22 protein-coding genes are annotated in these 26,405 nt (G+C 65.1%); 13 read left to right on the top strand and 9 right to left on the bottom strand.

Annotation, left to right across the window (positions count from 1 at the left end; translation table 11 throughout):
* Nucleotides 1-33: 33 nt before the first annotated feature.
* Nucleotides 34-1,929 carry an ABC transporter ATP-binding protein gene (locus tag AC1C2Q_RS03845; protein WP_495429722.1) on the top strand — a complete coding sequence of 632 codons (1,896 nt, stop codon included), beginning with the start codon at nucleotides 34-36 and terminating at the stop codon, nucleotides 1,927-1,929.
* Nucleotides 1,926-3,740: an ABC transporter ATP-binding protein gene (locus tag AC1C2Q_RS03840; RefSeq protein ID WP_495429721.1), complete on the top strand. Its 1,815-nt coding sequence runs from the start codon at nucleotides 1,926-1,928 to the stop codon at nucleotides 3,738-3,740. Before AC1C2Q_RS03845 ends, AC1C2Q_RS03840 begins: the two co-directional genes overlap by 4 nt.
* 42 nt (nucleotides 3,741-3,782) lie before the next feature.
* Here AC1C2Q_RS03840 and AC1C2Q_RS03835 read toward each other — a convergent pair whose 3' ends face one another.
* Complete coding sequence (locus AC1C2Q_RS03835; RefSeq protein ID WP_495449049.1) at nucleotides 3,783-4,373, bottom strand: TetR/AcrR family transcriptional regulator; 591 nt, start codon at nucleotides 4,371-4,373, stop codon at nucleotides 3,783-3,785.
* 152 nt (nucleotides 4,374-4,525) lie between these two features.
* Here AC1C2Q_RS03835 and AC1C2Q_RS03830 point away from each other — a divergent pair, with 152 nt between their 5' ends.
* Nucleotides 4,526-5,743, top strand: a complete 1,218-nt coding sequence (locus AC1C2Q_RS03830; RefSeq protein WP_495449048.1) for a pectin acetylesterase-family hydrolase — start codon at nucleotides 4,526-4,528, stop codon at nucleotides 5,741-5,743.
* A gap of 90 nt (nucleotides 5,744-5,833) precedes the next feature.
* Entirely contained in the window at nucleotides 5,834-6,721 is an 888-nt protein-coding gene (locus tag AC1C2Q_RS03825) for a hypothetical protein (RefSeq protein WP_495449047.1), read from the top strand.
* 3 nt (nucleotides 6,722-6,724) lie between these two features.
* On the opposite strand, the gene AC1C2Q_RS03820 is transcribed toward AC1C2Q_RS03825, so the two are convergent.
* The 3 genes from AC1C2Q_RS03820 to AC1C2Q_RS03810 all read right to left on the bottom strand — a co-directional run bounded on the left by AC1C2Q_RS03820 (nucleotide 6,725) and on the right by AC1C2Q_RS03810 (nucleotide 11,218).
* Entirely contained in the window at nucleotides 6,725-8,161 is a 1,437-nt protein-coding gene (locus AC1C2Q_RS03820) for a GH1 family beta-glucosidase (RefSeq protein WP_495449046.1), read from the bottom strand.
* 133 nt (nucleotides 8,162-8,294) lie between these two features.
* Nucleotides 8,295-10,628: a glycosyl hydrolase family 95 catalytic domain-containing protein gene (locus tag AC1C2Q_RS03815; protein ID WP_495449045.1), complete on the bottom strand. Its 2,334-nt coding sequence runs from the start codon at nucleotides 10,626-10,628 to the stop codon at nucleotides 8,295-8,297.
* A 131-nt stretch (nucleotides 10,629-10,759) separates the two neighbouring features.
* Nucleotides 10,760-11,218: a GNAT family N-acetyltransferase gene (locus AC1C2Q_RS03810; protein WP_495429714.1), complete on the bottom strand. Its 459-nt coding sequence runs from the start codon at nucleotides 11,216-11,218 to the stop codon at nucleotides 10,760-10,762.
* Between the two features lie 119 nt (nucleotides 11,219-11,337).
* Between AC1C2Q_RS03810 and AC1C2Q_RS03805 the strand changes: the two genes are divergently transcribed.
* The gene (locus AC1C2Q_RS03805; protein ID WP_495449044.1) at nucleotides 11,338-13,554 is read left to right on the top strand and encodes an NADP-dependent isocitrate dehydrogenase; all 2,217 of its coding nucleotides are present in this window, start codon (nucleotides 11,338-11,340) and stop codon (nucleotides 13,552-13,554) included.
* A 98-nt stretch (nucleotides 13,555-13,652) separates the two neighbouring features.
* Here AC1C2Q_RS03805 and AC1C2Q_RS03800 read toward each other — a convergent pair whose 3' ends face one another.
* The 3 genes from AC1C2Q_RS03800 to AC1C2Q_RS03790 form a co-directional block, all read right to left on the bottom strand.
* Complete coding sequence (locus AC1C2Q_RS03800; RefSeq protein ID WP_495449043.1) at nucleotides 13,653-15,095, bottom strand: L,D-transpeptidase; 1,443 nt, start codon at nucleotides 15,093-15,095, stop codon at nucleotides 13,653-13,655.
* Nucleotides 15,096-15,241: 146 nt separating this feature from the next.
* The gene (locus tag AC1C2Q_RS03795; RefSeq protein ID WP_495449042.1) at nucleotides 15,242-15,709 is read right to left on the bottom strand and encodes a hypothetical protein; all 468 of its coding nucleotides are present in this window, start codon (nucleotides 15,707-15,709) and stop codon (nucleotides 15,242-15,244) included.
* A gap of 126 nt (nucleotides 15,710-15,835) precedes the next feature.
* Nucleotides 15,836-16,243 carry a RidA family protein gene (locus AC1C2Q_RS03790; RefSeq protein WP_495449041.1) on the bottom strand — a complete coding sequence of 136 codons (408 nt, stop codon included), beginning with the start codon at nucleotides 16,241-16,243 and terminating at the stop codon, nucleotides 15,836-15,838.
* 25 nt (nucleotides 16,244-16,268) lie between these two features.
* Between AC1C2Q_RS03790 and AC1C2Q_RS03785 the strand changes: the two genes are divergently transcribed.
* The 6 genes from AC1C2Q_RS03785 to AC1C2Q_RS03760 all read left to right on the top strand — a co-directional run bounded on the left by AC1C2Q_RS03785 (nucleotide 16,269) and on the right by AC1C2Q_RS03760 (nucleotide 24,189).
* Nucleotides 16,269-17,486: an alanine racemase gene (locus tag AC1C2Q_RS03785; protein ID WP_495449040.1), complete on the top strand. Its 1,218-nt coding sequence runs from the start codon at nucleotides 16,269-16,271 to the stop codon at nucleotides 17,484-17,486.
* Nucleotides 17,477-20,767: a family 20 glycosylhydrolase gene (locus AC1C2Q_RS03780; protein ID WP_495449039.1), complete on the top strand. Its 3,291-nt coding sequence runs from the start codon at nucleotides 17,477-17,479 to the stop codon at nucleotides 20,765-20,767. The genes AC1C2Q_RS03785 and AC1C2Q_RS03780 overlap by 10 nt, the downstream gene beginning before the upstream one ends.
* Before the next feature lie 79 nt (nucleotides 20,768-20,846).
* Nucleotides 20,847-22,034, top strand: a complete 1,188-nt coding sequence (locus tag AC1C2Q_RS03775; RefSeq protein WP_495449038.1) for an ROK family transcriptional regulator — start codon at nucleotides 20,847-20,849, stop codon at nucleotides 22,032-22,034.
* Nucleotides 22,035-22,072: 38 nt separating this feature from the next.
* Entirely contained in the window at nucleotides 22,073-23,005 is a 933-nt protein-coding gene (locus AC1C2Q_RS03770; RefSeq protein WP_495450543.1) for an ROK family protein, read from the top strand.
* Entirely contained in the window at nucleotides 22,998-23,777 is a 780-nt protein-coding gene (gene nagB, locus AC1C2Q_RS03765) for a glucosamine-6-phosphate deaminase (RefSeq protein WP_495449037.1), read from the top strand. The genes AC1C2Q_RS03770 and nagB overlap by 8 nt, the downstream gene beginning before the upstream one ends.
* A 136-nt stretch (nucleotides 23,778-23,913) precedes the next feature.
* On the top strand, nucleotides 23,914-24,189 hold the full coding sequence (locus AC1C2Q_RS03760; protein WP_495449036.1) for a hypothetical protein: 276 nt from the start codon (nucleotides 23,914-23,916) through the stop codon (nucleotides 24,187-24,189).
* A gap of 278 nt (nucleotides 24,190-24,467) precedes the next feature.
* Here the strand turns inward: AC1C2Q_RS03760 and AC1C2Q_RS03755 are convergent, their stop codons facing one another.
* The gene (locus AC1C2Q_RS03755) at nucleotides 24,468-24,635 is read right to left on the bottom strand and encodes a hypothetical protein (RefSeq protein WP_495449035.1); all 168 of its coding nucleotides are present in this window, start codon (nucleotides 24,633-24,635) and stop codon (nucleotides 24,468-24,470) included.
* Complete coding sequence (locus AC1C2Q_RS03750; RefSeq protein WP_495449034.1) at nucleotides 24,617-25,096, bottom strand: hypothetical protein; 480 nt, start codon at nucleotides 25,094-25,096, stop codon at nucleotides 24,617-24,619. The genes AC1C2Q_RS03755 and AC1C2Q_RS03750 overlap by 19 nt, the downstream gene beginning before the upstream one ends.
* 118 nt (nucleotides 25,097-25,214) lie before the next feature.
* Between AC1C2Q_RS03750 and AC1C2Q_RS03745 the strand changes: the two genes are divergently transcribed.
* Both AC1C2Q_RS03745 and AC1C2Q_RS03740 read left to right on the top strand, forming a co-directional pair.
* Nucleotides 25,215-25,769, top strand: a complete 555-nt coding sequence (locus tag AC1C2Q_RS03745) for a helix-turn-helix domain-containing protein (protein ID WP_495449033.1) — start codon at nucleotides 25,215-25,217, stop codon at nucleotides 25,767-25,769.
* On the top strand, nucleotides 25,769-26,293 hold the full coding sequence (locus tag AC1C2Q_RS03740; protein ID WP_495449032.1) for a hypothetical protein: 525 nt from the start codon (nucleotides 25,769-25,771) through the stop codon (nucleotides 26,291-26,293). The genes AC1C2Q_RS03745 and AC1C2Q_RS03740 overlap by 1 nt, the downstream gene beginning before the upstream one ends.
* The last annotated feature ends 112 nt before the right edge of the window (nucleotides 26,294-26,405 follow it).

Raw genomic sequence — 26,405 nt, 5'->3', positions numbered from 1 at the left:
TCCCCCTTCCGCATCGAAACTCATCTGAGAGACATGTCTTCCTCGTCGTCGTCGCTGAAATCGTCCGCCTCCCTCTCCACCCCCGCCGCACTGTGGCGCCTGAAACCATTTGTCCGTCCTGTCGTCTGGCGGTTCGCTGGCGGTGCCGCCAGTGCGCTCGGCGCAGCCATCATCGCCCTGATGATCCCTCTCGTACTCGAGCAGATCGTCCAGGGTCCTATCCAGACCGGGTCGATCGGCTTGATCGCCCTCGGCGCGGTCGCCGTGCTTGCCCTTGGGCTCGGTGAGGCCCTGATGGTATGGCTGCGGCGCTGGTTCATCCTCAAGCCATCCACCGACGTCGAGTACCGCATGCGCACGCAGCTCTACTCGCGACTGCAGACGCTGCCGGTCTCGTTCCATGACCGCTGGCAGTCCGGCCAGCTGCTCAGCCGCATGATGCAGGACATCGGCCTCATCCGCCGGTGGCTGGCGTTCGGTCTGATCCTGCTGATCGTGAATATCCTCACGATCATCATCGGCTCCGTGTTGCTGTTCCGCTGGCACTGGCTGCTGGGCGTCATCTTCATCGTCACAGCCATCCCGCTCTGGATCACCGGGTACCGCTTTGAGAAGCGCTACGGCGCCCTCGCGCGCCAGAGTCAGGACCAGGCCGGCGACCTCGCCACCAGCGTCGAGGAGAGCGTGCACGGCATCCGTGTGCTGAAGGCGTTTGGTCGGGGCAAGCATGCGCTGACCCGCTTCAGCACGCAGGCTGAGTCCCTTCGGGCCACCGAACTCAGCAAGGCACGCTCTGTCGGCTCGATCTGGTTCTGGCTCGACCTCATGCCGCAGATCGCGTTCGGCGTCAGCCTGATGTCGGGAATCTGGCTGATTTCGCAGGATGCGATCACGCTGCCCGAGCTGTTCGCATTCTTTGCGATGGCGACGGTACTTCGGTGGCCAATCGAGTCGATCGGGTTCCTGTTCTCATTCATGCTGGATGCCCGAACCGCGACCGACCGCGTGTTCGACATCTTCTCCGAGACGAACAGCATCTCGGACCCCGCGAACCCGGTGCGCATCGAAGAGCCGCGAGGTGAGCTGGCGTTCGAGGGCGCGCATTTCCGCTATCAGGATGCCGGATCATCCGAGCGCGACCTGCTCGACGGCATCGACCTGGTTCTGCGCCCCGGCGAGACCATGGCGCTGGTCGGACTCACCGGCAGCGGAAAGACCACGCTGACCACCCTGCCCACGCGACTGTACGACGTCACGGGCGGAAGGGTCACGCTCGACGGCGTCGACGTGCGCGACATGACGCTCGTCGACCTGCGACGACATATCGCTATGGCCTTCGAGGATGCCACGCTCTTCTCGGCATCCGTGCGCGAGAACGTGCTGCTCGGGCGCGCAGAGCTCGACATCCACAGTGAAGAGGGCGAGCGCGTGATGCGCGAAGCATTGGACGTCGCCCAGGCGCACTTCGTCGACGAACTGCCTGAGGGTGTCGAGACGGTAATCGGCGAGGAGGGCCTCAGCCTTTCTGGTGGGCAGCGACAGCGTCTCGCACTCGCGCGTGCGGTGGCGGCGAACCCCCGCGTGCTGGTGCTGGATGACCCGCTTTCGGCATTGGACGTCGACACCGAAGCGCTCGTCGAAGAGGCGCTCCGCCGCGTTCTCGCTGACACCACGGCGATGATCGTCGCGCACCGTCCATCGACTGTCGCGCTCGCCGACAGGGTGGCGCTGCTGGAGCGGGGCAGGATCACCGCCGTAGGTACGCACTCGGAACTGTTGCGCACCAGCTCGCACTACCGGCACGTGATCTCCAGCCTCGAGGCTGAGGAGGCGGCGCGCACAGGCGCGATCTCGATCATCCCAGATACTCCGAACGCATCGGCAACCGAAGACGATACGCAGAACACTGAGAAGGAGGTGCAGGCATGAGTGCAGCACTCACCGGAACCCAGGGCGAGGACCGCTCGAACTACACCAAGGAGGAGAGCCGGGCGATCCGCCAGCGCTCGCTCCGCCTCCTCGGCTCGCTCGTCTCGCCGCTGAAGAAGCAGATCGTCCTCGCGGGCATCGTGCTCGTGATCTCCACGGCACTGCAGGTGGCAGGACCGATCCTCATCAGCATCGGTCTCGACCGGGCCCTGCCGGCCGTTCTTGAACACGCGGATTGGATGCCGACATTCGTGATCGGCATCGTCTACCTGCTCGCAGGTGCAACGGCAGCGGCACTGATCGGTTGGTATGTCGTCATCGCGGCCAGGATTACCCAGGCCGTGCTGCTCGACCTGCGCAAACGCATCTTCCTGCACACCCAGCGCCTGAGTCTCGAGTTCCATGAGTCGTACACTTCAGGGCGTATCATCTCGCGTCAGACCAGCGACCTGGACTCGATCCGTGAGCTTCTGGACGGCGGGCTGAACAACCTCGTCTCCGGCGTGCTTTTCGGCATCTTCACCTTCATCACGCTGCTCGTGTGGGACTGGCAGTCGGGGATCATCCTCGCATTGGCACTCATCCCGCTCGCGTTCCTGATGCGCTGGTTCTATTCGCGTTCGCAGGTTGTCTTCCGTGAATCGCGTGTCATCAGCGCGAAGGTCATCGTGCAGTTTGTGGAGACGATGACCGGCATCCGCGCCGTCAAGGCGTTCCGCAAGGAGCCGCGCAACGACGTCACCTTCCAGAAGGTCGCTGGCGACTACCGCGACATCAACCGGCGCTCGATGCTGCTGTTCGGCACGTTCGAGCCAGGGCTGATGAGTGTCGCTGCGATCACCCTCGGCCTCGTCGTGCTCTGGGGCGGCGTTCGCGTCTCCATGGACGTGCTGACCGTCGGTGTGCTGCTGTCTGCTGTTCTGTACGTGCGGAACTTCTTCGCGCCGATGCAGGAGATCGCGATGTTCCTGAACTCTTACCAGTCCGCCACAGCGGCGCTGGAGAAAGTGTCGGGTGTGCTCGAAGAGGTGCCGACGGTTCCGGATCCGGTGAAGCCGATTGACCTGTGGGAGGCGCGCGGACACGTGAACTTCGATGAGGTCACGTTTGGGTATTCGGGGGAGAAGACGATTCTGCCGAACTTCTCACTCGACATCCCGGCCGGGCAGACCATCGCTCTTGTCGGCACGACCGGTGCCGGCAAGTCGACGCTGGCAAAGCTCATCTCGCGGTTCTACGATCCCTCGCTCGGCAGTGTGACGCTCGATGGCGTTGACCTGCGCTCGTTGCATCCGAAAGACCTGCGCCGCGCGATCGTCATGGTCACGCAGGAGGCATACCTGTTCAGCGGCACTGTCGCTGACAACATTGCGCTCGGCAAGCCGGATGCCACGATGGACGAGATACAGGCCGCAGCTCGCGCAGTCGGGGCGGACGAGTTCATCTCGGCGCTCCCAGACGGCTACTCCAGCGACGTGAACAAGCGCGGTGGACGCGTGTCCGCAGGACAGCGTCAGTTGATCTCGTTCGCACGGGCGTTCCTGGCGAACCCCGCGGTGTTGATTCTCGATGAGGCCACGGCATCCCTCGATATCCCGTCGGAGCGGCTCATTCAGGATGCGCTGCAGACGCTGCTCGCCGACCGGACGGCCATCATCATCGCGCACCGGCTGTCAACGGTCGCGATCGCCGACAGGGTGCTGGTGATGGAACACGGGCAGATCATCGAGGATGACGCACCGGCCGCACTCATCAGCGGAACGGGCAAGTTCGCTCAGTTGCACGCGGCCTGGCAGGAGACGCTGGTTTAGAACTCGCCCTGGAGGTAGCGCTCACGGCTGCTTCCAGGGCGATCACACCACGTCGTGCGAGACGTATCGATCCCATCCGTGATCGAGGAGTCGGAATCCCGCAGCGATGGCCTGTGCTGGGTCTTCGCTGCGGCTGGCGTGGAGCTGGATCTGCAGCGCGAAGTGGGCGTAGAGGTGTATTTCGGTCGTCGGCTCCGGCAGCGCGAAATCCTGGGCGATGGCGTTGGCCAGCGTGCCTTCATGAAGGAGCCACATGCGTTCGGCGTACTCCATGAGGGCGGGGGTCTCTTGCATGAGCTCAACGACTCGGCGCTGAGGCTCGGTCTGTAGGGCATTGAGCTCTGTGAGGTAGTGGTCTGCGAGGGCTTCGGAGATCGATGTGCCGGCCTGTCGGTCGATGACGGCCCGGACAAGGCGATCGTTTCTCTCGTCCTCATCGCTGAAGACGAGGGCTTCTTTGCGTGTGAAATGTGCGAAAACGGTTTTCGGCGTCACATCGGCGACATCGGCGATCTCGCGAACACTCACCGCGTCGAAGCCGCGTTGGAAGAACAGGCTGAGAGCTGCGTCGAGAATCAACGCGCGAGTAGCAGCCTTCTTCCTCTCTCGTCTCCCCAGCGGCATCTCACTCATCTCTGCAGTTTATCCCGAAGATGTAAAGCCATTGAGGGTAATAGGTAATCGGGTATACTCTTACTCACGATTACCCAATGTGGTGCTCGGCTCGGCGATGCAGTCCGCATGGATTGCTCACGATCGACGAGAAGCGAAGAGGCGGAGAAAAGATGAAGGTTGCGAAGTGGATCATTGCCGGGCTTGTCGGCGTGGTGGCGGTGTGGTCTCTGGTGCTCCGGCCGCTGGTGATGATCGCGATCATCACTGCTGTCGTGGTGTTGGGAGCCGGGTATCTCTATTTCATCCACTTCCGCCCGCCGCGTGCGGCGACAGCCTTCGAGAGTCTGACCGAGGGGAAATGGCGCACCGTCGATGTCGGGGATGCGACCGTCAGCGGGAACGGGTCACCGTATGCGATTTATGCGAGGCGCGGGAGCTCTGCGAATCTGATCATCCATTTCTCCGGTGGCGGTGCGTGCTGGGATGACGACACAGCTGCGCGTCCGATCACCCCGGTGAGCGTCCTCCGCGGCTACACGCGGGACCTGAAAGCGTTCTATTTCGCGTCCCTCACTCGATTGTTCCCGGCGGGTCTCACCGGCCTTGCCAACCGTCGGGACGCCGCGAACGGTTTCCGGGACTGGAACATCGTGTTCATCCCGTACACCACTGGCGACATGCATATCGGCGACGCCGTGCATACCTACACCGGAAAGCGGGGCACATTCGAGGTGCACCACAACGGGCGCAAGAACACGACGGCTGCGCTGGCGTGGGTGTTCGAGAACTTCCGCGGCGCAGGAAAGGTCATGGTCTCCGGCGAAAGTTCCGGAGCGTGGGCGTCCGCCTTCTACGCCCCGATAGTCGCGGATCACTTCCCGGAGAAGCAGATCTATTGCCTCTCGGACGGTGTCGGCATCCGCTCCGGACGCTGGCCCGAAGTCGTCGACGAGGTCTGGAAGGCCGACAGTGCCGCGAACCTTGGCTTCACGATTGGGACCGACCTCTACGAGGACGCGCTCATACATCGCACAGACGACCGTCACCGCGACATCAAGTATCTGCACAGCAACACACTCTTTGATGACACCCTCACGCGATTCGGCGCAGCCCTGAATGGGCAATCGACAGATACTGACCAGTTCATCGATGACTGGGCGGCTGGGACCAAAGCGTCCATGTCTCGGCTCTCGAATGCGGGGCTCAAGTACCAGTACTTCCTCACTGACTGGGGCCACAACACGAAGCGGCACACCACCGCGCACACAGTGACGACCAACGAGCTGTACCGCAAGTGCGAGGCCGATGGGGTGGTCTACGCACAATGGCTTCAGAGAAATGTCATCGATGACGATGACCTTTCTGTCGGCGCCCACGCGCTCTCCTGACATGACGATGGCCGAGCCGGCCACGTCGCGATACCTCTCGGATGCTGGCACTCGGCGCGTCCGGGCGGGAGCGTTGGCTACGATCTAAGAGTGGATCCCCTAATGCTGCTGGCCGAATGGTGGTGGATTGCGCCGAGCGCGCTCGGCGCAGGGGCGGTTACAGTGGTCGGTATGCGCCATCGCAGCAACACAACCGGGCGGCGACTGGCGTTTGACGCCGCACGAGATGACCTGTCCGAAGCGCAACACCGGTCCGGTGAGCGTCGCAGAGCCGTAAAGCTTGCCCGCGCCGAGCATGCTCGCCTGGTCGCCGAGCGCACCGCAACCAGGGCGACATCGGCCGAGGTCGCGAGCGCGAGGCGAGTGCTGCAGCAGGCCGAGCTCGACGCCAGAGCCGCCGACGCAGAGGTGCGTGCGCATCGAGTGAAGCTGAAGGTGGCGCGCGCCGAGATCCCTACGACGTCCAAACGCGAGCGCTTCCCGGTGGCACGGCTGAATCGCACGCACGACGCGATCACCGCGCGCTGGATGGACTACGAAACTGATCCTGCAAAGCTCATCGCCTATCCCGCTATGAGTGACGGTAAGGACCCAGCGACGGGGGCGTTTCTCAGCGCCGCACGTCAGGCTCTTGAAGTGCGCCAGACTCCGGGAACACGGATCACGACCGAAGAGTTTGCCGCGTACCGGGATGCCGTGGCGCATCTCGAGCGGACGTTCGATGTCGCAGAATACTCCGCGAAGGCCCGTGCCGAGGGGCGAGATCCGAACCAGGCGCCCGCGTGGCAGGACACCGCCCAGCAGGTGTTCAGCCGGTCAGCCGACGCTCTCGATAAGGCGGCAAGCGCCGCGGCATCCGCTTTCTCCTCCTGGAGTGCGCGCCGGCAGCCTCATGAAGACGAACCGCGCGCGCCGGAGAGCGAGCCGAAGCCGAAGCCGACCAAGATTTGGCCGGTGCCGCGCCGCGACGACTCGTAGTCGCTACTCGGGCAGAACCCGCGTCCGCACCAACTCCTGGTACCAGTGGCCAGAATCCTTCACCGTGCGCTCCAGTGTGTCGAAGTCGACGCGGACGATCCCGAACCGTTTGGCGTAGCCGTAGCCCCACTCGAAATTGTCCATTAGCGACCACACGAAGTAACCGCGGAGATCCACGCCGCGCTCAATCGCCCGGTGCGCCGCGGTGAAGTGCCGCCGCAGGTAGTCCGTGCGCTCGGGGTCGGGCACAGTGCCGTCCTCCGCCACCTCATCATCGAAGGCCGCGCCGTTCTCGGTGACCATCAATGGCTGGTTCGGGAACTGCTCAGAGAGGGAGACGAGCAGTTCCTCCAAGCCCTCGGGGGCAATGTTCCAGCCCATAGCGGTGTACGGGCCTGGCTGCGCCAAGAACTCCACGATCCGGTCGCTGCCGGGCCATGCCGTGCCGGCGGACGTGCCCTTGTGTCCGTCGTTCTGCTGCTTCTCCGAGACGCCGTCCCAGAGCTGCACCGTCGCGGTCGAGTAGTAGTTCACGCCGAGAACATCGATCGGTTGGTTGATCGTCTCCAGGTCGCCATCCTGCACGAACGCCCAGTCAGTGACCGCAGCGGTGTCTTCGAGGAGATCGGCCGGGTATTCGCCGAGCAGGAGCGGATGCGTGAACGCACGGTTCGCGAGCGCATCCACGCGACGCATGGCCTCGGCCGCCCCGTCGCCCTTGCCGCGCAGAACGTGGAAGTTCAACGTCACGGAATAGTCGGGATCTCCTGTGGAGGTCGCGCGCAGCGCCTGCACGCCGCGACCGTGTGCCAAGTTGAGATGGTGCACAGCAGACAGCGCTGAGGCCGGCTCCGTGCGTCCGGGAGCATGACCGCCCTGGCCGTACCCGAGGTACGCCGAGCACCAGGGCTCGTTCAACGTCGTCCAGGTGTGCACCCGATCGCCGAGCGCAGTGCCCATGATCTCGGCGTAGCGCTCGAACGCGTCTGTCGTTGCGCGTGACGTCCAGCCTCCGGCATCCTCGAGGTATTGCGGGAGATCCCAGTGATACAGGGTCGCGACAGGACGGATGCCTCGTTCGAGCAGCCCGTCCACGAGGCGCGAGTAGAAGTCGATGCCTGCCTGATTGACCTCACCGGATGCGGTGGGCACGATCCGGGGCCACGCGATCGAGAAGCGGTACGCCTCGAGGCCGAGCTCCTTCATCAGATCGAGATCTTCGTCGACGCGGTGGTAGTGATCGCACGCCACATCTCCGGTGTCGCCGTTCCAGACCTTGCCAGGGGTCCGGCTGAACGTGTCCCAGATCGACGGGGTGCGCCCGTCCTCTGAGGCAGCACCTTCGATCTGGTATGACGCCGTGGCGGATCCGAAGGTGAAGCCGTCAGGAAATACGAGGCCGGAGTCGCGGTAGTCATCGCGCGGGGTAATGAGCGTCATTCGAGGTGTGCCTTTCCATCGAGGGCGGTAATCGCAGTGTCGTCGATGCCAGCGGCGACGCTCCATCCATTGTGTTGGGTGGAGGTGGCAGTGCACCAGTCTTCGCGCCGCTGCCAGTGTCCGTAAGTGAACCTCACGGATGAACCTCCTCGGCGAGGAATGAATGAGCATCGAGGCGGGTGTCGTGCTCCGTGTCGATATGGACGATGATCGTGTCGCCACGCCAGCGCACCCGGTGCGACCCGACGGCGGCAGGATGCCGGGCGCGCAGCGTCGCGCTCAGCAGCTGCGCATCGCGCCACTCCAGCCCCACGATGACGCCGGGGCGGGCGATGAGCCCGGTGACACTGCCCGTGGAGAGCGCGGCGGGAAGGGCAGGAAGGAGATGGATGCCGTCGACGGATTGCAGGAGCGCCTCGGAGAGCGCGCCGACGAGCCCGAGGTTCGCGTCGATCTGGAACGGCGGATGGGCGGCAAACAGGTTCGGGTAGAGTCCGCCGGCCCACGGGCCGGAGACGTCGTCTGCACTGCGAAGGGCGAGTTCCAGCAGATCGGCGACCTTGTCCGGGCGGTGCAGTCGCGCCCACAGTGCGAGCTTCCACACCAGCGACCAGCCGCTGGAATCGTCGCCTCGGCGATCGAGCGTCGTCGTCGCGGCGGCGCGCCGCGCCTCATCCCATCGCTCCGTGCCGGGGAACAAGCCGTACAGCGCGCTGACGTGACGGTGATGCGGATCTTCTTCGGGGCGAGGAACGTCCCATTCGACGATCGCGCCGTCCGGGGTAAGTGCCGGCTGTTCGGGCAATACCGAAAGCCGCGTGCCGGAGGCTTTCGCGACGTCGTCGTCGACGCGGCCCAGAGCCTCGGCAGTCTGGACGGTCGCGGCGAACAGGTCGCGTAGTAACGCGAGATCCATCGTTGACGTCGCGGCGAGCGACCCCGATCTGCCGTCCGGTGTGAGGAAGGCATTCTCCGGAGAGGTCGCGGGGGAGGTCTGCCCTTCTCGGTGCCAGTCGAGCGCGAACTCGGCGGCGCCGCGAAGAGCGGGCCAGATGCTCTCGAGATATTCGGCATCTGCCGCTCCGAACTCCCATGCCTGGGGGAGGAGACTGGCCAGCCAGGCGCCGCCCAGCGGCCAGAAGGCCCACCGCGGGTCGCCCGCACCGCGTCCGGGAGCGGTGGCGTACAGCCAAGCATCACTGTTGTGATGCACGGTCCACCCTGGCGCGCCGTACAGCCGATGGGTGTGCGAGGCCGCGGTATCGGCGAGCGCGACCGTGAACTCGGCCAGTGGCTGCGCCCGTGCGCTGAGGTCGGTGACGTGCGCACCCCAGTAGTTCATCTCGGTGTTGATGTTCAGCGTGTAGGCGCTGCCCCACGGCGGGCGAAGTTCAGCGTTCCAGATTCCCTGCAGGTTGGCCGGGAGGCCGCCGGGCCGGGAGGAGGAGACGAGCAGGTAGCGGCCGTAGTCGAAGAGCAGCGCAGCAAGGCCGGGGTCGCTTGTCAGCACGCCACGGGGATCGGCGCGCGCGGCGGCGAAGCGCGCGGCGGTGTCTCGTTCTCCTGTTGCTGCGGCGACGGCAGACGGCGATCCGAGCGACAGCGTCACGGTGCCCAGAAGTGCGCCCATCGCGCGTTCGGTTTCGCTACGCAGTGTGTCGACGCCGATCTCCGCCGCGCGTTCGATTCGTTCGAGAGCCTCGGCCAGCGCATCGGATGCCGTGCCGACCGGAGCCTTCCCGAGGCCGCCGAACGTGGTGGCAGTGGCGATGAGTACGACGGTTCGCCCCGGCTCCTGGATGACCCGTGCACCGATCGCGGCGCGAAGCGCGGCTCCGGGGGCCGTGTCCCAGAGTGCGCCGGGCAGATCGGGCTCGTGACCAGGTGCGACGTCGCTGGGCAGGCGCAGTAGTAGTCCGACGGTGTCAGCATCGACGGAGACTTCTTCTGGCGAATCGCTGGCGGCACCATGCAGTGCGGATCGCAGCTGTACCGTGACCGGCGCAGCAGGCTCAATCACGTGCACGAGCACGCTCTGCTTTGCGGTGATGAACGTCGTCGTGCGCGTCGTGTCTGCAACAGAGCGATGGATGCCGGCACGCAGATCAAGTTCCCTGGTGAGCGCAGCATCCGCATCTGCACCCGTGACGTCGATCACGACGTCACCTACAGGCATATACGACTGTGCGTAGCGGGTCTGCATTGCCTGCAGCGCCGCCTCAGCTCCCACAGGGTCCCCGGCCGCGATGGCCGTACGGGACTCTGCGAGCAGGCGTGCATTCTCCGCAGCATCCGACAGGCCATCGACAGCCTCGCTCGCCGGGGACCCTGACCACGCGGTCGCATCGTTCAGGTGCAGGGTGGTGGTGACCACGCCGCCGTCGCTCATGGCGCCCAGCCGGCCGTCGCCGAGCGGCAGACATTCCAGCCATGATTCAGCTATCCCGGCGAATCGCATCGTACTCATCGTTCAGCCGCGCACGCTTTCATGTGATTCGCGATTTTGTTGCATCATGCGAGGAAATGCCAGGCGATCGTCAGTAAGGGAAGGCGACGGGGCCTCGGTGGGGGAGGGGATCCGAAGCCCCGCCGCCGCTATTAGGGGGCGAGCCGAATTTCTGCGATGACCTCTGCGTACTCCGTCTCGCCGACCGGGGTGAAACCCACCCGGCGGAAGAACGCCTCAGGTCCGCCGTCGCCGGCCTCGTAGATCACGGCAACATGATCCATGCCGCGCGTGCGCGCCTCGGCCAGAAGGCTGTCCACAGTGAAACGACCGATGCCACGGCCCTGGTCGTTCGCATCGACGTTGATTCGCCACAACACCGAGCGGAAGTGTTCTTCGGCGGCTTCAGAATCGAAGCTGGCACTCACGAAGCCGACGACCTCATCGCCGTCGAGGATCACACGTTGCCACGAGGTCAGCGGGTTGATCACGGTCGCCGCGATGCCGTAAGAAACGGGGGCGAGGTACTGCTCTTGCCCAGGCTTGAGAGACAGATTGTTCACGGCGACGATCGTCGCAGCGGAGAGTTCGACCACACGCAGTTCCGACATATGCCCAGGGTAACCTCTCGAACGAGATCTCGCGCTGAAAGATGTCTGCGAACGTCATCGAGGGCACTCAGGTATCTTGGTATCGAGACAAATTTGACTCGTGAACGGAGAATCTCCCGGTGACCGACGACGCCATCATCTATACGTACACGGACGAGGCACCGGCTCTGGCCACCGCATCGTTCCTTCCGATCGTCCAGGCCTTCGCCGGCCAGGCCGGAATCGAGATCGAAACCCGCGACATCTCGCTGGCCGGGCGCATCCTTGCGGCGTTCCCGCAGCGGCTGAGCGCCGACCAGGAAGTGTCCGACGCACTCGCTGAGCTTGGCGGTCTTGCCACGCTCCCCGAGGCCAACATCATCAAGCTGCCGAACATTTCGGCATCCATTCCTCAGCTGAAGGCGGCCATCGCCGAACTGCAGGGTCAGGGATACGACGTCCCGAGCTTCCCGGATGAGCCATCCTCGCTGGAGGAGAAGGACATCCGCGCCCGCTACGACCGCATCAAGGGGTCGGCGGTGAACCCGGTGCTGCGCGAAGGCAACAGCGATCGTCGCGCCCCGCTTGCCGTGAAGAACTATGCCAAGAAGCACCCGCACACGAACAAGCCGTTCCCCGAGGGCTCGAAGACCCGCGTCGCCACGATGACGCAGGACGACTTCAAGCACAACGAGAAGAGCTGGATCGCCGCTCACGACGACGTTCTGACGATTCGTCACACCGCCGAAGACGGCACAGTCACCGTACTCAAGGACAACCTCAAGGTGCTGCCGCGTGAGATCATCGACGCGACGTTCCTCTCGGCATCCGCTCTTGACGCGTTCCTTGCTGAGACGATCGAGACGGCGAAGGCCGAAGATGTGCTGTATTCGGTGCACCTGAAGGCGACGATGATGAAGGTCTCAGACCCGATCATCTTCGGTCACGTCGTGAAGACTTTCTTCGCTGATGTGTTTGCTCGCTTCGGCGATCAGCTGGCTGCTGCCGGCCTCAACGCCAACGACGGACTGGGCTCGATCCTCACCGGCCTTGCCGATGTCGAAGGTGGCGCAAAAATCGCCCAGGCGTTTGCGAAGTCGATCGAGAACGGCGCACGCCTTTCGTACGTCAACTCTGACAAGGGCACCACCAACCTGCACGTTCCCTCTGATGTCATCGTGGATGCCTCGATGCCTGCGCTCGTCCGCAACGGCGGCAAGCTGTGGGGCATCGATGGTGGCGAGGATGACACGCTGGCTGTCATTCCGGACTCCTCCTACGCAGGCGTCTACCAGGCAGTCCTCGACGACGTGATCGCGAACGGCCCGCTCAACCCGGCAACGATCGGCACCGTGCCGAACGTGGGCCTGATGGCCCAGGCTGCTGAGGAGTACGGCAGCCACGACAAGACGTTCGAGATTGCAACTGCCGGACGCGTCGAGGTCGTCGACGGTGAAGGCACCGTGGTCATCGAGCACGAGGTCGGTGCTGGCGACATCTGGCGTGCAACGCAGACCAAGCACATCCCGGTTATCGACTGGGTTCGCCTTGCCGTCTCGCGGGCGCAGGCGACCGGTGCTCCTGCCGTGTTCTGGCTCGATCTGAACCGCGCACACGACGCACAGCTCATCGCCAAGGTGCATCAGGCACTCGCGACGCTCGACACGAAGGGCGCTCAGATCTCGATCCTCGCCCCTGAGGAGGCGACGCGCTACACACTGGCACGTCTCCGCCACGGCCTGGACACCATCTCGGTGACCGGCAACGTGCTGCGTGACTACCTGACTGACCTGTTCCCGATCCTCGAGGTCGGCACGAGCGCCAAGATGCTCTCGATCGTCCCGCTGCTCGCCGGCGGCGGCCTGTTCGAGACCGGTGCCGGTGGATCGGCTCCGAAGCACGTGCAGCAGCTCGTCGAGGAGAACTACCTGCGTTGGGACTCGCTGGGCGAGTTCTTCGCGCTGGCTGCCTCGCTCGAGCACTTCGCCGACCGCACCGGTAACGAGAAGGCTCGCGTTCTCGCCGAGACGCTGGATGCTGCGACCGGAACGTTCCTCGAAGAGGACCGCTCTCCCGGCCGCAAGCTCGGCTCGATCGACAACCGTGGCAGCCACTTCTACCTGGGCCTGTACTGGGCACAAGAGCTGGCTGCGCAGACGAAGGATGCCGAACTCGCAGCGGCCTTCGGTCCGATCGCTGCAGACCTCGCGGGCAAGGAGCAGGAGATCATCGCCGAGCTCGCCGCCGTCCAGGGCAGCGCAGTCGACATCGGCGGGTACTACCGCCCCGATGTTGCCAAGGTCGCGAAGATCATGCGTCCGTCGACGACTCTGAACGGGATCATCGACGCACTGTAAGCGCTGAACGACAAGTGGGGCGGATGCTGCGGCATCCGCCCCACTTGCGTTTCACGGCTTGGTTCCGTGTGGTCGTGCTCAGCCCGATGAGGCGGGGATCACCAGTGGACAGCGACCTCGGTGCCCGTAGTGGTCCACTCGTAGACGTACTCGGCCTGCCACACGGGCATGTTCACGCAACCGTGGCTCATCTGCTGGCCGAAGTTGTTGTGCCAGTACGCGCCGTGGAAGGCGATGTCAGGGGCGAACCAGGTGTTCCACGGCACATCTTCGGTGACGTAATCGTTGCCGACCATGTCCTGGATGCGCGAGTAGCCGAACACTGTGAAGTTCCCAGTCGGCGTCGGAGTCGCGTTCGTGCCGGACGAGATCAGCCAGGACTGCACCACGGCTTCGTTCTCGTACAGTGTCGCCGTCTGCGTGCTGAGGTTGAGATCAATGCGGCGGAACAGTGCAGTCGTCTCGAACGCGGTCTCGTTGATGTTGAGCTCGTATGCGGCGTTGCCGTTCTCAAGCTGCTGGGCGAAGGTGGATGCCGTGTCGCTGACGTCGCCGAGCTCTCGCCCGGTGACACCCTCGGTGAGGGTGCGGAGCACATCGCCGGAGGAGTTGGTGACGACCTCGGCTTTGATCGCGGCACGGTTCACGGCTGCGGGGAGGGTGTCTACGACGGCCTGAATCGCAGGCGCGTTGGCGGTGACGGCGAGCTCGCCGTTCTCGTCGACGACCTCGAGCCACGTCGCAGCGACCTCCGGAGCGACGGGAACCGTACGCTCTTCACCGACGTAGAAGCCGATGGATCCGAGCATGGTGTTCAGCGATTCAGCGGTGCTCGCCGCCTCGTCGTCACTGACCGCAGCGGGCGCCTCAGCGGGCGCGCCGGAGTAGTTCAGAGTGCTGCCGCCATCAGCGAGGGCCGTCGTCACCGCGGTGGTCAGGTCTTCGAGGTTGATGCCGGTTCCGGGAACAGCGGCGGTGGTCACATATGCCGCGGTGGCTGCGTCGAACACGACGCCTGCGTCGATGGCGTCCGTGAAGCTGCCTGGAATCAGCGCGCGCAACGTGTCAGTGGCGACGGTTGCGTCGAGGGTGATCGCGCCGGGGATGGGCGCGGGCATCCACGCACCGAGGTTCCACATCGGGCTCGAGGCGAAGGCCTCGTCGGCGAGGGAGCGCGCATCGATCGTCGCACCGAGGTCGGCGCCAGTGATGACCTGCTCATCGCCGATATCGGTGATGGTGATCTCGAGGTTTGCGAGATGCGAGTTGACAACATCGGTGGCCGCGCCTGGCGTCAATCCGCCGACCTGAACTCCGGCGATCGTCGTGCCAGGAGCGATGAGGAAAAGGGACGCGGCACCAGCGGCGACCAACAGCGCACCGACACCGAGGCCGACCCACAGGCCTACGTGACGCTTCTTTGGAGCGGGCTCGCGCGGAGCCCATTCGACAGAACGTCCGCCATCGTTCGGCGGCAACGCTGCTGTGACGACCGTGGTCTGCGCAGTGTCTGCACCTGGTGCGGCAATGAGATCAGTCACCAATTCACCCCCGTGATATCAACGCGACATACCCCACTATCATACGGTGTCCCCGGTAACAGCGCGGCAACGGTTGGCCAGAGGCCCAGACAGACGAAAACCCCGTGACTATTAGGCCACGGGGTTTTCGAAGAATCTGAGGCTGCTCAGCTGCAGAGTTCCTGCAGTGCTGTGGCCGACTCGGTCATATCGGTGGTGATCGTGCTGAGGTCTGATGCGGCCGCAACGTCCTGATCGACCAGGACCTTCGACATAACCTCGCTGAGCGAGACGAAGTCGTCGTACACAGCGGTCGTGGCGTCCTTGACCTCCGAGTTGGAGACCTTGTCGATGGTCCCGCCGAGCACATCGACGAAACTGTTGAACTGGTCAACGGTGGCCTGAGGATCAGCGCCCGCGGCAGTCGGGTCGATTTCGCCCATAGCGGTGCTGGCCTCTGACAACTCAGGGATGACGATGGCGCAGGCATCCTTGACCGACTGGTCTGACTTTGCCTCCTCAACGGGAGCGGCGTCTCCAGAGGTGTCGTCAGTGCTGCTGGGCGAGCCAGAACATGCAGTGAGACCCAGGACGGCGACGGTTGCGATCGTCCAGGCTGCGATACGACGATTCATGTGGTTTCCCCTCAATGGTGGCACCACAAACTGCGGTGCGATTCTCCGGTCGGCGACTAGTCAAACACACCTCAGATGTCAACGCGGATGGGGAGCGCTGCCCACGGGGATGAGGGCGGCTCAGCGTCAATCCGTGATGATGGCGATGCCGTCGATCTCGACGAGCATCTCTTCGCGGGGCAGACCGGTGAAGACCGTGGTGCGCGACGGGAGTACGCCGCTGGGCGTGTGCGCGCTAACGAACTCGCCGTATGCGTCATTCATGCTCGCGAAATCCGACCGCTGCGTGAGGTAGACGCGCAACATCACGACGTCGTCGAAACTCGCCCCCGACGCTTCGACGATCGCCTTGACGTTCTCCAGGGTGCGGGTGGTCTGGGCGGCGACATCACCGGGGAACAGGTACTCGCCGGACACCGGATCGACCGGTCCCTGGCCGGAGACCTGGACGAACGGGCCTTTGCGGACGCCCTGCGAGAACGTGTGCGCGGGGGCCGGTGCAGCATCGGTGGTGACTCGGGTCTTCAAGCTCATGCGACCAGGTTAGTAGCCTGGTCGCATGCCGCTAAGAATTCCGGATCCCGTTCTCGGGCCGTGGGCGAAGGCGTTCCCCGCTCGCTCGCACGGTCTCCGACTCTCCGACGTGCCTGCGGCGGGAATGCGGCTCTCGGAATTCGGCACCCCCGTCATGACCGTGCACGAGGCCGCGCTCACGCACAATGAACGCGTCGTCTTCGACTGGGCCGCCGCGCAGGGGGTTGTGTTGGCCCCTCATGGAAAGACCACGATGGCTCCTGCTCTGTGGCAGCGGCTGCTCGATGCCGGGGCGTGGGCGATCACCGTCGCCACGGCCTGGCAGGCATCCGTTGCGATCGATGCCGGTGTGCGCCGGGTGCTGATCGCGAACGCAGTGACGGATGCCGCTGCCGCAGCCCGTCTCGGCGAGCAACTCGCAGCATCCACAGACCTGCAGGTACTGACCTGGGTCGATGCGGTCGAGGCTGTAGAACTGCTCGCGAGCGCGGTCACCGACTCGCAGCATCCGCTCGACGTTCTCGTCGAAATGGGCGGAACCGGCGGAAGAACGGGAGCCCGCACCGTCGAGGAGGGGGAACGGATCGCTCAGGCGATCACACACGCTCCAGGGCTCCGTCTCGCCGGCGTCGGCGGGTACGAGGGGCCGTTCGGCCCCGACCGCAGCGAGCTCTCGGTGCGCGCCGTGGATGACTACCTGAGCACGATCGTCGATTTGCATCATCGACTGTCGTATCCGGCAGGAATCCGTCCGGTACTCACAGCCGGGGGCAGCGCGTTTCCCGAACGTGCAGCCGCCGTGCTCGCGCCACTACGAGACGAAGCTGAGATCGTGCTGCGGTCAGGGGCGTTCCAGATCCACGATGACGGCTTTTATTCGCGGATGTCCCCGTTCGGGCAGATCACCGGCACCGCGCCGCTGCGATCAGCCATGCACGCCTGGGCGCGCGTCGTCTCGCAGCCGGAGGAGCGCCTTGCGCTGCTGGATGCCGGTCGGCGAGATGTGCCCTTCGACCTCGGACTGCCCATCCCGCAGACGGTCGCAGGCGAGATAACCGCACTGAATGACCAGCACGCCTTTCTGAAGCTCGCTCCAGGTGCACAAGCGCGTCTGGGTGACGTCGTGCGTCTCGGACTCTCGCACCCCTGTACGGCCTTCGACAAGTGGCGAGTCATTCCACTGATCGACGATCCTGACGCGGATGACCCGCGCGTGATCGGCGCGGTGGCGACGTGCTTCTGAGCGCCGAGCATGCCGCCGCCGGACGCGTGCGCATCTACCGCGGCGCCACCGTCGTAGACGGTACCGGCGCTGCGCGGTATGGCGCGGATGTCGCAGTCGAGGGCGCGCGGATCGCGCTGATTCTCCGGCCTGAAGATGAGCGGATCCTCGAACTGCCGGAGGGTGCCGTCGAGGTGAATGCGCGAGGGCTCATCCTCGCGCCCGGCTTCATCGACATGCACGCGCACAGCGATCTGGCAGTGCTGGAGGGCGCCTCCCACCTGGCCAAGATTCGACAGGGCGTGACGACCGAGGTCATCGGGCAGGACGGGCTGGGCTACGCGCCACTGGATGATGCCACGGCATCCGTCATCCCGGCGCAGATTGCGGGCTGGAACGGCCTGCCCTACGACATCCCATGGCGCACGATGGACGACCTTCTCACGGCGGTCGACGCTGCGACAGCCGCACACGTGGCGGTGCTCGTGCCGCAGGGCAATCTGCGAATGATGACTGTCGGCAACGAGAACCGGGCGGCGACCCGCGCCGAGATGAGGCAGATGGCCGCACTGCTCGGCGCTGCCCTCGATGCGGGCGCATTCGGTATGTCGAGCGGGCTCACCTATACGCCGGGCATGTATGCCTCCACGGCCGAACTCGAGGCGCTCTGCCGTGTCGTGGCCGAGCGCGGCGGGTATTGGGCGCCGCACACCCGCAGCTATGGCGGGGGAGCGCTGGAGGCTTACCGGGAGGTGCTCGACATCGGGCGACGCACCGGATGCCCCATCCATCTCACGCACGCCACCATGAACTTCGCACCCAACCGGGGACGTGCAGCCGAGCTGCTCGCGCTCGTCGATGAAGCCATCGCCGACGGCGTCGATGTCACGCTCGACACATATCCCTACCTGCCCGGTGCGACCACGCTGGCTGCGTTGCTGCCGAGCAGGCTTGCTCAGGGCGGCGACCTCATCGCCGCCCTCCGCACACTCGACGCTGAAGATCGCGAACGGGTGCGCGTCGAGCTTGAGGATGTCGGCTGCGATGGCTTTCACGGCGAGCGGGCGGACTGGTCGACGATCGAGATCGTCGGCACCGCAAACTCGGCACTCGCATCCCTCATCGGGCGGACGGTCGCCCAGATCGCCGACGCTGAGGGCAAACGCGCGGTCGACGTGGTGCTCGACACGATCATCGCGGATGCCGGGGCCACCGGCATCCTGATGCACATCGGTGACGAGGACAACGTGCGTGCGATCATGCAGCACGAGCGGCACACCGGCGGCAGCGACGGCATCCTCGTCGGCGCGAAGCCGCATCCGCGCGGTTTCGGCGCGTTCGCCCACTATCTCGGCCACTACGTGCGCGAGCTCGGCATACTCACCCTCGAAGACGCCGTCCGGCATCTCTCCGGCACACCCGCCGCTCGCCTCGGACTGAACCGCGGTGATGCACCGCGCGGTGTGATCCGCGAGGGTGCCACCGCTGATCTTGTGCTGTTCGACCCCGATCGGGTAGCCGCCGGTGCGACGTTCGACGCGCCGCGTGCCGAACCGGTCGGCGTCGTCGATGTGCTCGTCGCCGGTGTTGCGGCGATCGAGGCGGGCGCGGTCACCGGCGCGACTCCCGGGCAGGCCCTGCGGATGCCGCCGCCCGCCCACCGGGCAACGGTGCCGTTGATCGAAGGACATATCGACGCTGCCGCGGCACCGTTCGTCTGGACACCAGCGACCGCCGTGCATGCGCCGGACGAGCTCGCTGCCATCGCGGGTTCGCTTCGAGGGGCGATTTCAGTGCACAGCGGTGAGGCATCCGCTGCACCGATGATCACTCTCACGCTCGACCCCGAGGTCGGTGCTGCGGTCGACGCCGACGGCCGCGTGGGCGCCGAGGCATTCCGCATCACGGTTGAGGCCGCCGGTGTCGAAGTGCGGGGAGCAAGCCAGGAAGGCGTCTTCCGCGGCATTACCGCGCTGCGGCAGTTGCGTCCGCCGGAAAGCGTTTCGGATGAGAGCGTCGTCCATATCCCCGCGGGCGGATGGCACGGCGCGCCCGCATACGGATGGCGCGGTGTGATGCTCGACGTCGCTCGCCACTTCCGTCCGGCCGATGACATCCGTCGCCTGATCGATCTGCTCGCACTCCACCAGTTGAACGTGCTGCACCTGCATCTCACTGACGACCAAGGCTGGCGCTTCGAGGTACCCGGCTATCCGCGGCTCACCGAAGTCGGTGCCCGCCGGGAGGCCACGCAGCGCGGTCACGGCCCGCTCGCAACCGTCGAACCCGGCGTACATGAGGGGTACTACACCGCGGCCGAGTTGCATTCGCTGGTCGAGTACGCGTCCGAGCGCTTCATCACCCTCGTGCCCGAGGTTGAGCTGCCCGGTCATGTGCAGGCGGCGCTCGCTGCGTACCCCGAACTCGGCAACACCGATGCGACAGAACTCGTGACGTCGCCCTGGGAGCGCTTCGGTGTGAACTCGCGCACGCTGGCGCCAACCGAGGCGTCACTCTCCTTTGGCCGGGCAGCGATCGATGCGCTGTGCGAGATCTTCCCGTCGCCGTGGATCGGCATCGGCGGCGACGAGGTTCCGACCACGGAGTGGGCCGAGAGCGGTGCAGCCGCTGACCGGATGCGCGAGCTCGGGCTCGCCGCACCGAATGATGTGCAGCCCTGGTTCACTGCCCAATTCGTCGAGCATGTGCGCTCGCGTGGCCGCACGGCGCTCGCTTGGGACGAGGTGCTTGAGGGGGACGTACCCGACGGCGTGCGCATCCTCGCCTGGCGTGGGTCGGTCGCACTCAGGGAGGCCATCCGCCGCGGCATCCCCGTCGTCGGGTGCCCCGATCTCGAGACCTATCTGGACTACCGGCAGTCCGAATCCGACGACGAGCCGGTCCCGGTCGGTCCGCCGCTTTCTGTCGAGGACGCGTACACGCTGCGCCTGCCTGACGGCGTCGTGGGCGGCCAGGCGAACGTCTGGACCGAGCATCTGCCGACACTGGACCGTGTGAATTTCGCGATGTTCCCGCGGCTTAGCGCTATCGCTGAACGGCTATGGCTGGGCGGCGAGCCGGGGGAGAGCGCCGCGTTCCTGCGCCGGCTCGACGCGCACCTGCGGCGACTCCGGGCGGCAGGTGTGCGATATCGTCCTCTCGATGGGCCAGCACCCGATCAACGGCGACCAGGCATCCCCGGAAAGCCGATGACAACTCAGGCTCGTGAGCAGATCGTGGCTGCACTCGTCGAGGGTCTTCCTGCCTCTTTACGGGAGTCGTCGGAACACCGCGACGGCTAATGTAACGGTTCGGTAACCCTCCCACTCGGGTGGGGAGCAGAGGTTGCGGAATTTTTGTTCGTAAGGTCTACTAACAAATATGTCCGATTCGGATGAGCTGCATCAATCCACACCGGTCGACTACGCCGGTGCCAATTCGCACGCCTTCGGGCCTTCGAGGCACCTTCGCTCACGGTCCAAGGTGCTCCCCGAGCACGCCCGTGGACACAACCGGGCACTCGTGCTGCAGACGCTCTACCACGCCGGCTCGATGAGTAGGGCCGACCTCTCCCGTGAGACGGGCCTCACCCGTGTCACGATTTCCGATCTTGTCGCAGAGTTCATCGCAGACGGCATCGTCATCGAACTCGGAGTGCGTGAGACCTCCGGTCCGGGCAAGCCGGCGATCCTCATCGACATCGACCGCCTCGGCCACCAGATCGTCGGCCTCGATCTCTCTGACACCAAAGTGTTCCGCGGTGCGGTGCTCAGCCTCGACGGTGATGTGCTGGAACGGCGCGAGATCGCACGCCCCGCGCAGCCTGACGGAGAGGCAGCGTACTCCGCTGTCCTTGCGCTCAGCCGCAAGCTCGTCGCAGCATCCACAGCCGCGCTGCTGGGTGTCGGCGTCGGCACACCCGGTGTGGTGCGCCCTGACGGCGTCGTGCTCAAATCTCCGAACCTCGGTTGGGCGAACTTCGCCCTCGAGTCGAAGCTGGGCCACGACCTTGACCTGCCCGTGCTTGCGCGCAACGACGCGAATGCCGCTGCGCTCGCCGAGTACACCTTTGGCGACGCCAGGGCCGATTTCATTCTGATCAAGGTCGGTGTCGGTGTCGGTGCCGGTCTCATCTCTGGAAGCCAGCCGATGCTCGGGAGCCGTTTCGCGGCAGGCGAGATCGGTCACGTCGTTGTTGGCAATGACGGGGGACCGCGGTGCGTCTGTGGCAAGGATGGCTGTCTGGAAGCATGGCTGAGCGCCAAACGACTGCGCGACGAGATCGACGCTCGTCCTGACGCCAGGGAAGAGATCCTGCGCGACGCAGGCGCTCGCCTGGCTATAGGGATCGCACCAATCGTCACGGCGCTCGATCTGTCAGAGGTCGTGCTTGCTGGCCCCGGTGACCTCCTCGAAGGCACTTTCATCGATGCGGCTACCGTGACACTTCGGCAGCGGACTCTTGAGGGAGTCTTTGATGATGTCGTGATCCGGCTCACTCGCCAAGACGACATCGTGCTCCGCGGAGCCGCGGTCATGGTGCTCTCCGGTCAGCTGGGAGTTTCATAGTGGCACCGGTGACTCCGGCCGACCTGAGCGGTCGGCCTATTCGCGTGGGCCTGGACATCGGCGGTACCAAGACCGATGCCGTCGCGGTGACTGTCGCCGGCGAGATCGTCGGCCGCATCCGCCGGAATTCAGGGCAGGGCGACGAGGCAGTCGTCGCCGGCGTTGTGGAGAGCGTGCGCGACCTACAGGCCGAAGTCGGGTTCGCGAAGGCCGATGTGCTCAGCGTGGGCATAGGAATTCCCGGCCTCGTCGACACTGCGACCGGCCGGGTGCTGCATGCCGTGAATCTCGGCGTCGAATCGCTGGATCTTGCCTCGCGAGCGGCGGGCCTACTCGGCGTTCCCGTCATCGTGGAGAACGACGTGAAGGCGGCGACCCTTGGCGCGGCCGCGATTCGTGGAGATCTGAGCGGCAAGTCGATGGCCTTCCTGAATCTCGGTACCGGCGTCGCTGCCGGCATCGTGGTCGACGGGGTTCTCTGGCGCGGCGCGCGCGGCACGGCCGGGGAGGTCGGCCACATCTCGGTCGACCCGAACGGACGCGTGTGCGGCTGCGGGCAGCGTGGCTGCATCGAGACGCTCTGCGGCGGTGGGGCGCTTGCCCGCGCCTGGGGCCGGCCGGCCGTGTACCCCGTACTCGACATCTTCGACGCGGCAGACCGTGGCGACGCCGAAGCGATGCTGCTACGTGCCGACCTTGCCCGCGGTGCTGCGGCCGCGGTGCGCATCCTCGTGCTTGGTGCTGATGTTGAGACGGTCGTCATCGGGGGAGGGCTCACCGCGCTCGGTGACCGCCTCGGCGACGGCATCCGCACCGCTCTGATCGCGGACGCGAGCGCATCGCCGTTCCTTCGCTCGCTGCACCTCGATGAGAGAATTGAACTGCTTCCTTCCGGTTTTCCTGCAGCTGCTCTCGGCGCCGCGCTGGTTGGTGTGCACACCCCTGAAGAGGAGATCGCCGTCCATGGCTGAAGTCGTCATCGTCGAGAACGCCGCCGCAGCAGGCGCACTGGTTGCGGATGAGATTGTGCGGCTCATCGCGAGCCGTCCCGACGCCGTGCTGGGCCTTGCCACTGGCTCGACGCCGCTGCCGGTCTACCAGGCACTCCACGGACGTCTTGCCGGCACCGATGTTTCACAGGTGCGTGGCTTCGCGCTGGATGAGTACGTCGGCATCGACCCGAGCCACCCGGAGAGCTACCGTTCGGTGATCACCCGCGAGGTCGTCGAGCCGCTGGGGCTGAACCCCGAGCAGATCCGCACGCCCAACGGTGCGACCGCTGGCGTAGAGCACGCCGGCGCCGACTATGAAGCGGCGATCGAGGCCGCCGGCGGTGTCGACCTGCAGATCCTCGGCATCGGCACCGACGGGCATATCGGTTTCAACGAGCCCGGCTCGTCGTTTGCCTCGCGTACGCGCGTCAAGACGCTCACCGAGCAGACTCGTAAAGACAACGCGCGCTTCTTCGACTCGATCGACGACGTGCCCATGCACTGCATCACGCAGGGACTCGGCACGATCCTGCGAGCGCGTCACCTGGTGCTCCTCGCCTTCGGTGAGGGCAAGGCGCAGGCCGTGGCGGCTGCCGTCGAAGGGCCAGTCAGCGCGATCCTGCCCGGTTCCGCAATTCAGCTACACGAGCACGTCACGGTCATCGTGGACAAGGCTGCGGCCTCGAAGCTGAAGCTTGCGGACTACTACCGCTACACGTTCGCGAACAAGCCGGAGTGGCAGGGGCTGTAGCCCCACCCCACCGGTGACTATCGCGGGTCTACTGCCCCGACGAACAGCGTTTATCGATCACGCCGTCACCGTTGCGGCATTGCGCTGGATCACCAGTCCATGAAGGGTGTCCGAGTCTTGTCTAACCCTTCCGACGATGGTCACGATACGTGTAACCGGCGAAATCGGGGCCCCGACGGGGAACGAGGCGGAACCGGAGATGGTCCTGCTCGATCAGGCGGCATCGACCGAACTTGTGGCCAGCGTCTCGACGCAGATGTCGACCACCGGTATCGAGCTCCAGACGTCCATGGACTTCGTTGACCAGGCCGGAGTGAAGTCAGTGACCTTCCCAATCATCGGCGCGGGCTTTGTGCAGCCGAGCAACGCCACATTCGTGCTGGACATCACACGGCGCTGGACCCGGAAGTGACGATTTAACCGTGGATCCTCGCGGTGCTCGGAGCGCTCTTCGCGGCCAGCGCCTACGTGGCGTGGTTCGTCCGTCCTCAATGGGCGCACAGCCCGAAGGAGTAGCGAGGCTCCGGCTTATGGTGCCCTGGTGGGAGTGCACGTCACCCCACCAGGGCACTTCTTCGTCCTTAGAATGTCGGGGGGCTTCTCTACCCCTGGACCCCGTTCTTGGTGAAATGCATGCGGGATGCGGAGTCCGAGCCGGAGGGCGCCCGAGCCGGAGGTGCTGCGATCGGCCTATGCGATCAACTGCTCGTCACGCTGAGCATCCGGCTCTTTGCCGAATCGGCGGACGTAGATCGCGCGCAACTGCTCGAGCTGTTCGCGCTCGAGATCGCTGATCGGTTCAGCCTTGCCGGCGGCGATCCGACGCTGCAGGCTGCTCGTCAGCTTTTTCTTCTCCACGACGGCCACCTCCTTTTCATTCCATTCTCCGCTCGTTTCGGGCTGTTGTCTACGACAGACGCCCCCTGGAGATTCTCGATGACCCTGAAGAGCATCTTGGCTTCCATCTCCGTGGCCTGTTCAGACAGCGCCACCAGTGCCGAGTTCGCCACCTCGCGGTCGGCTTGCCTATCCGAAACGGCCTGCCCCAGTGCCCACTCTGCGCGGTTCCACCACTGCTCGCGAGCTGCGTTCTCCCGCACGATGCGTGTCGACCTGTAGGCAGGGAAGAATGCGATCACCGCGGCGACGATCGCGAACAAGCCAGCGGCCGGAGGTCCGGACCAGAAGTCGCGCCAGAATGGATCGTCGAGCACGAATGGCGGGAGCAAGCCGCGAACGAGCGCGCCAGCTACGGCTGCGGCGACTCCGACGACGACGATTCGCACGATGAGACCCGTCCGCTCGCTCATCTTCTGCATGCGCACACCGTATCGCAGACGAGGGACACTACGGATGGTCGTCGGACGTCCACTATTGCTCGCGGAACGCTCAATCGACGATCTGTTCGGCTAGAAGAGAACTAATGCTTCAGTGCTCGTGCGCGCTGCACGAAAGAGCCGTGGCCTCACTCAGAAGGATCTCGCCCAACGAACCAACGTCGACCAGGGTCGAGTCTCACGAGTTGAAGGCGGCCGCGAGGCTGAGTTCAGCACCATCGAAAGATTTCTCAGCAGTGCGGGTCATCGCCTGTACTCCGCCCCCACGCGGCGCGATGACGCGGCGACCATCGCGGCAGCGATCCGCGGACACCTGCGTGCGGGCGACAAGTACAGCGCTCTCCGAGAGCTCATCCAGCTAAGCGACAACCTCGTCGCCGAGCATGGCCTTGTGCGCGGAGTGCTCGGCCTCGCCGAGCCCGAGCTGACCGGGGACCGTGCCTGGGATGCCGCCCTGGCTGCTGTGGTCGATCTGCGCCTCAGCGAAGAGGGGCTCCCCGCTCCGGCGTGGGTTGAAGCCCCGAGCCGACGTGTCGCAACGCTTCGCACTCTGGACGTCGATCCTGCCGACCCGATCCCGGCGCCGGGAGATGTGCCCGACGAGTTCCTCGAGCGTGGCGTCCTTGTCTGGCGAGATACGCTGGCGAGCGTCTGATGGGCGATGCGCTCGATCGCGACGACATCATCTCCGGTCTCCGCGACCTTGTGGGCGAGCTCCATGCGGCCGGTGAAGTCGCAGGCATACGCCTGGTCGGCGGTGCCGCGCTCGTCCTCAGGTACTTCGACCGGCGCACTACCGGAGACCTCGATTGCCTTCACATCCAGCCCGGAAGTGACGACGCTGTCCTCGCCGCGGCCTCGCGCGTGGGGGATAGACGCGGGTGGAGCGACGGCTGGTTCAACTTCGCGGTGGAATATGCGGATTCGGCGCCCACGTTCGGGCGGAGAGCCATCGAGTGGAAGACGATCTACGACCGCGACGGCGTCGTCATCCAAGTCGCCTCGAAGGAAGCGCTCCTCGCCCTCTGCGGTGTCACCGCGCTGGAGGAGGCTGAGGAGCACTACGGGGATTTCTATCCGGGTGACGGTCTCCCCGATCGTGCGATCGGCATGGTCGAGCGAATCCTTGACGGCGGATTGCCGATGGAAGTTCCTTCCCCTGGACCAATCGATCTCTGACGCCTCGACGACCCGTCGGAAAGAGCGCTCGTCCGTGTGTCTCGTTTGGCCGCCAGGTGCCGCGATCCCGGTCATAGCAGTCCAGACGGCCATGAGACGTCTCGTATCTCTA

It is taken from the genome of Microbacterium sp. Y356 (assembly GCF_059445355.1).
Note: the sequence above shows the minus strand (reverse complement) of the source record. Positions and strands in the feature narration are given on the sequence as shown.

Excerpts from the sequence above, each read along its gene's own strand:
- AC1C2Q_RS03845 (WP_495429722.1), top strand. The coding sequence starts at position 34 with ATGTCTTCCTCGTCGTCGTCGCTGAAATCGTCCGCCTCCCTCTCCACC.
- AC1C2Q_RS03840 (WP_495429721.1), top strand. The coding sequence starts at position 1,926 with ATGAGTGCAGCACTCACCGGAACCCAGGGCGAGGACCGCTCGAACTAC.
- AC1C2Q_RS03835 (WP_495449049.1), bottom strand. The coding sequence starts at position 4,373 with ATGAGTGAGATGCCGCTGGGGAGACGAGAGAGGAAGAAGGCTGCTACT.
- AC1C2Q_RS03830 (WP_495449048.1), top strand. The coding sequence starts at position 4,526 with ATGAAGGTTGCGAAGTGGATCATTGCCGGGCTTGTCGGCGTGGTGGCG.
- AC1C2Q_RS03820 (WP_495449046.1), bottom strand. The coding sequence starts at position 8,161 with ATGACGCTCATTACCCCGCGCGATGACTACCGCGACTCCGGCCTCGTA.
- AC1C2Q_RS03815 (WP_495449045.1), bottom strand. The coding sequence starts at position 10,628 with ATGAGTACGATGCGATTCGCCGGGATAGCTGAATCATGGCTGGAATGT.
- AC1C2Q_RS03810 (WP_495429714.1), bottom strand. The coding sequence starts at position 11,218 with ATGTCGGAACTGCGTGTGGTCGAACTCTCCGCTGCGACGATCGTCGCC.
- AC1C2Q_RS03795 (WP_495449042.1), bottom strand. The coding sequence starts at position 15,709 with ATGAATCGTCGTATCGCAGCCTGGACGATCGCAACCGTCGCCGTCCTG.
- AC1C2Q_RS03790 (WP_495449041.1), bottom strand. The coding sequence starts at position 16,243 with ATGAGCTTGAAGACCCGAGTCACCACCGATGCTGCACCGGCCCCCGCG.
- AC1C2Q_RS03785 (WP_495449040.1), top strand. The coding sequence starts at position 16,269 with ATGCCGCTAAGAATTCCGGATCCCGTTCTCGGGCCGTGGGCGAAGGCG.
- AC1C2Q_RS03775 (WP_495449038.1), top strand. The coding sequence starts at position 20,847 with ATGTCCGATTCGGATGAGCTGCATCAATCCACACCGGTCGACTACGCC.
- nagB (WP_495449037.1), top strand. The coding sequence starts at position 22,998 with ATGGCTGAAGTCGTCATCGTCGAGAACGCCGCCGCAGCAGGCGCACTG.
- AC1C2Q_RS03760 (WP_495449036.1), top strand. The coding sequence starts at position 23,914 with ATGGTCACGATACGTGTAACCGGCGAAATCGGGGCCCCGACGGGGAAC.
- AC1C2Q_RS03750 (WP_495449034.1), bottom strand. The coding sequence starts at position 25,096 with ATGCAGAAGATGAGCGAGCGGACGGGTCTCATCGTGCGAATCGTCGTC.
- AC1C2Q_RS03740 (WP_495449032.1), top strand. The coding sequence starts at position 25,769 with ATGGGCGATGCGCTCGATCGCGACGACATCATCTCCGGTCTCCGCGAC.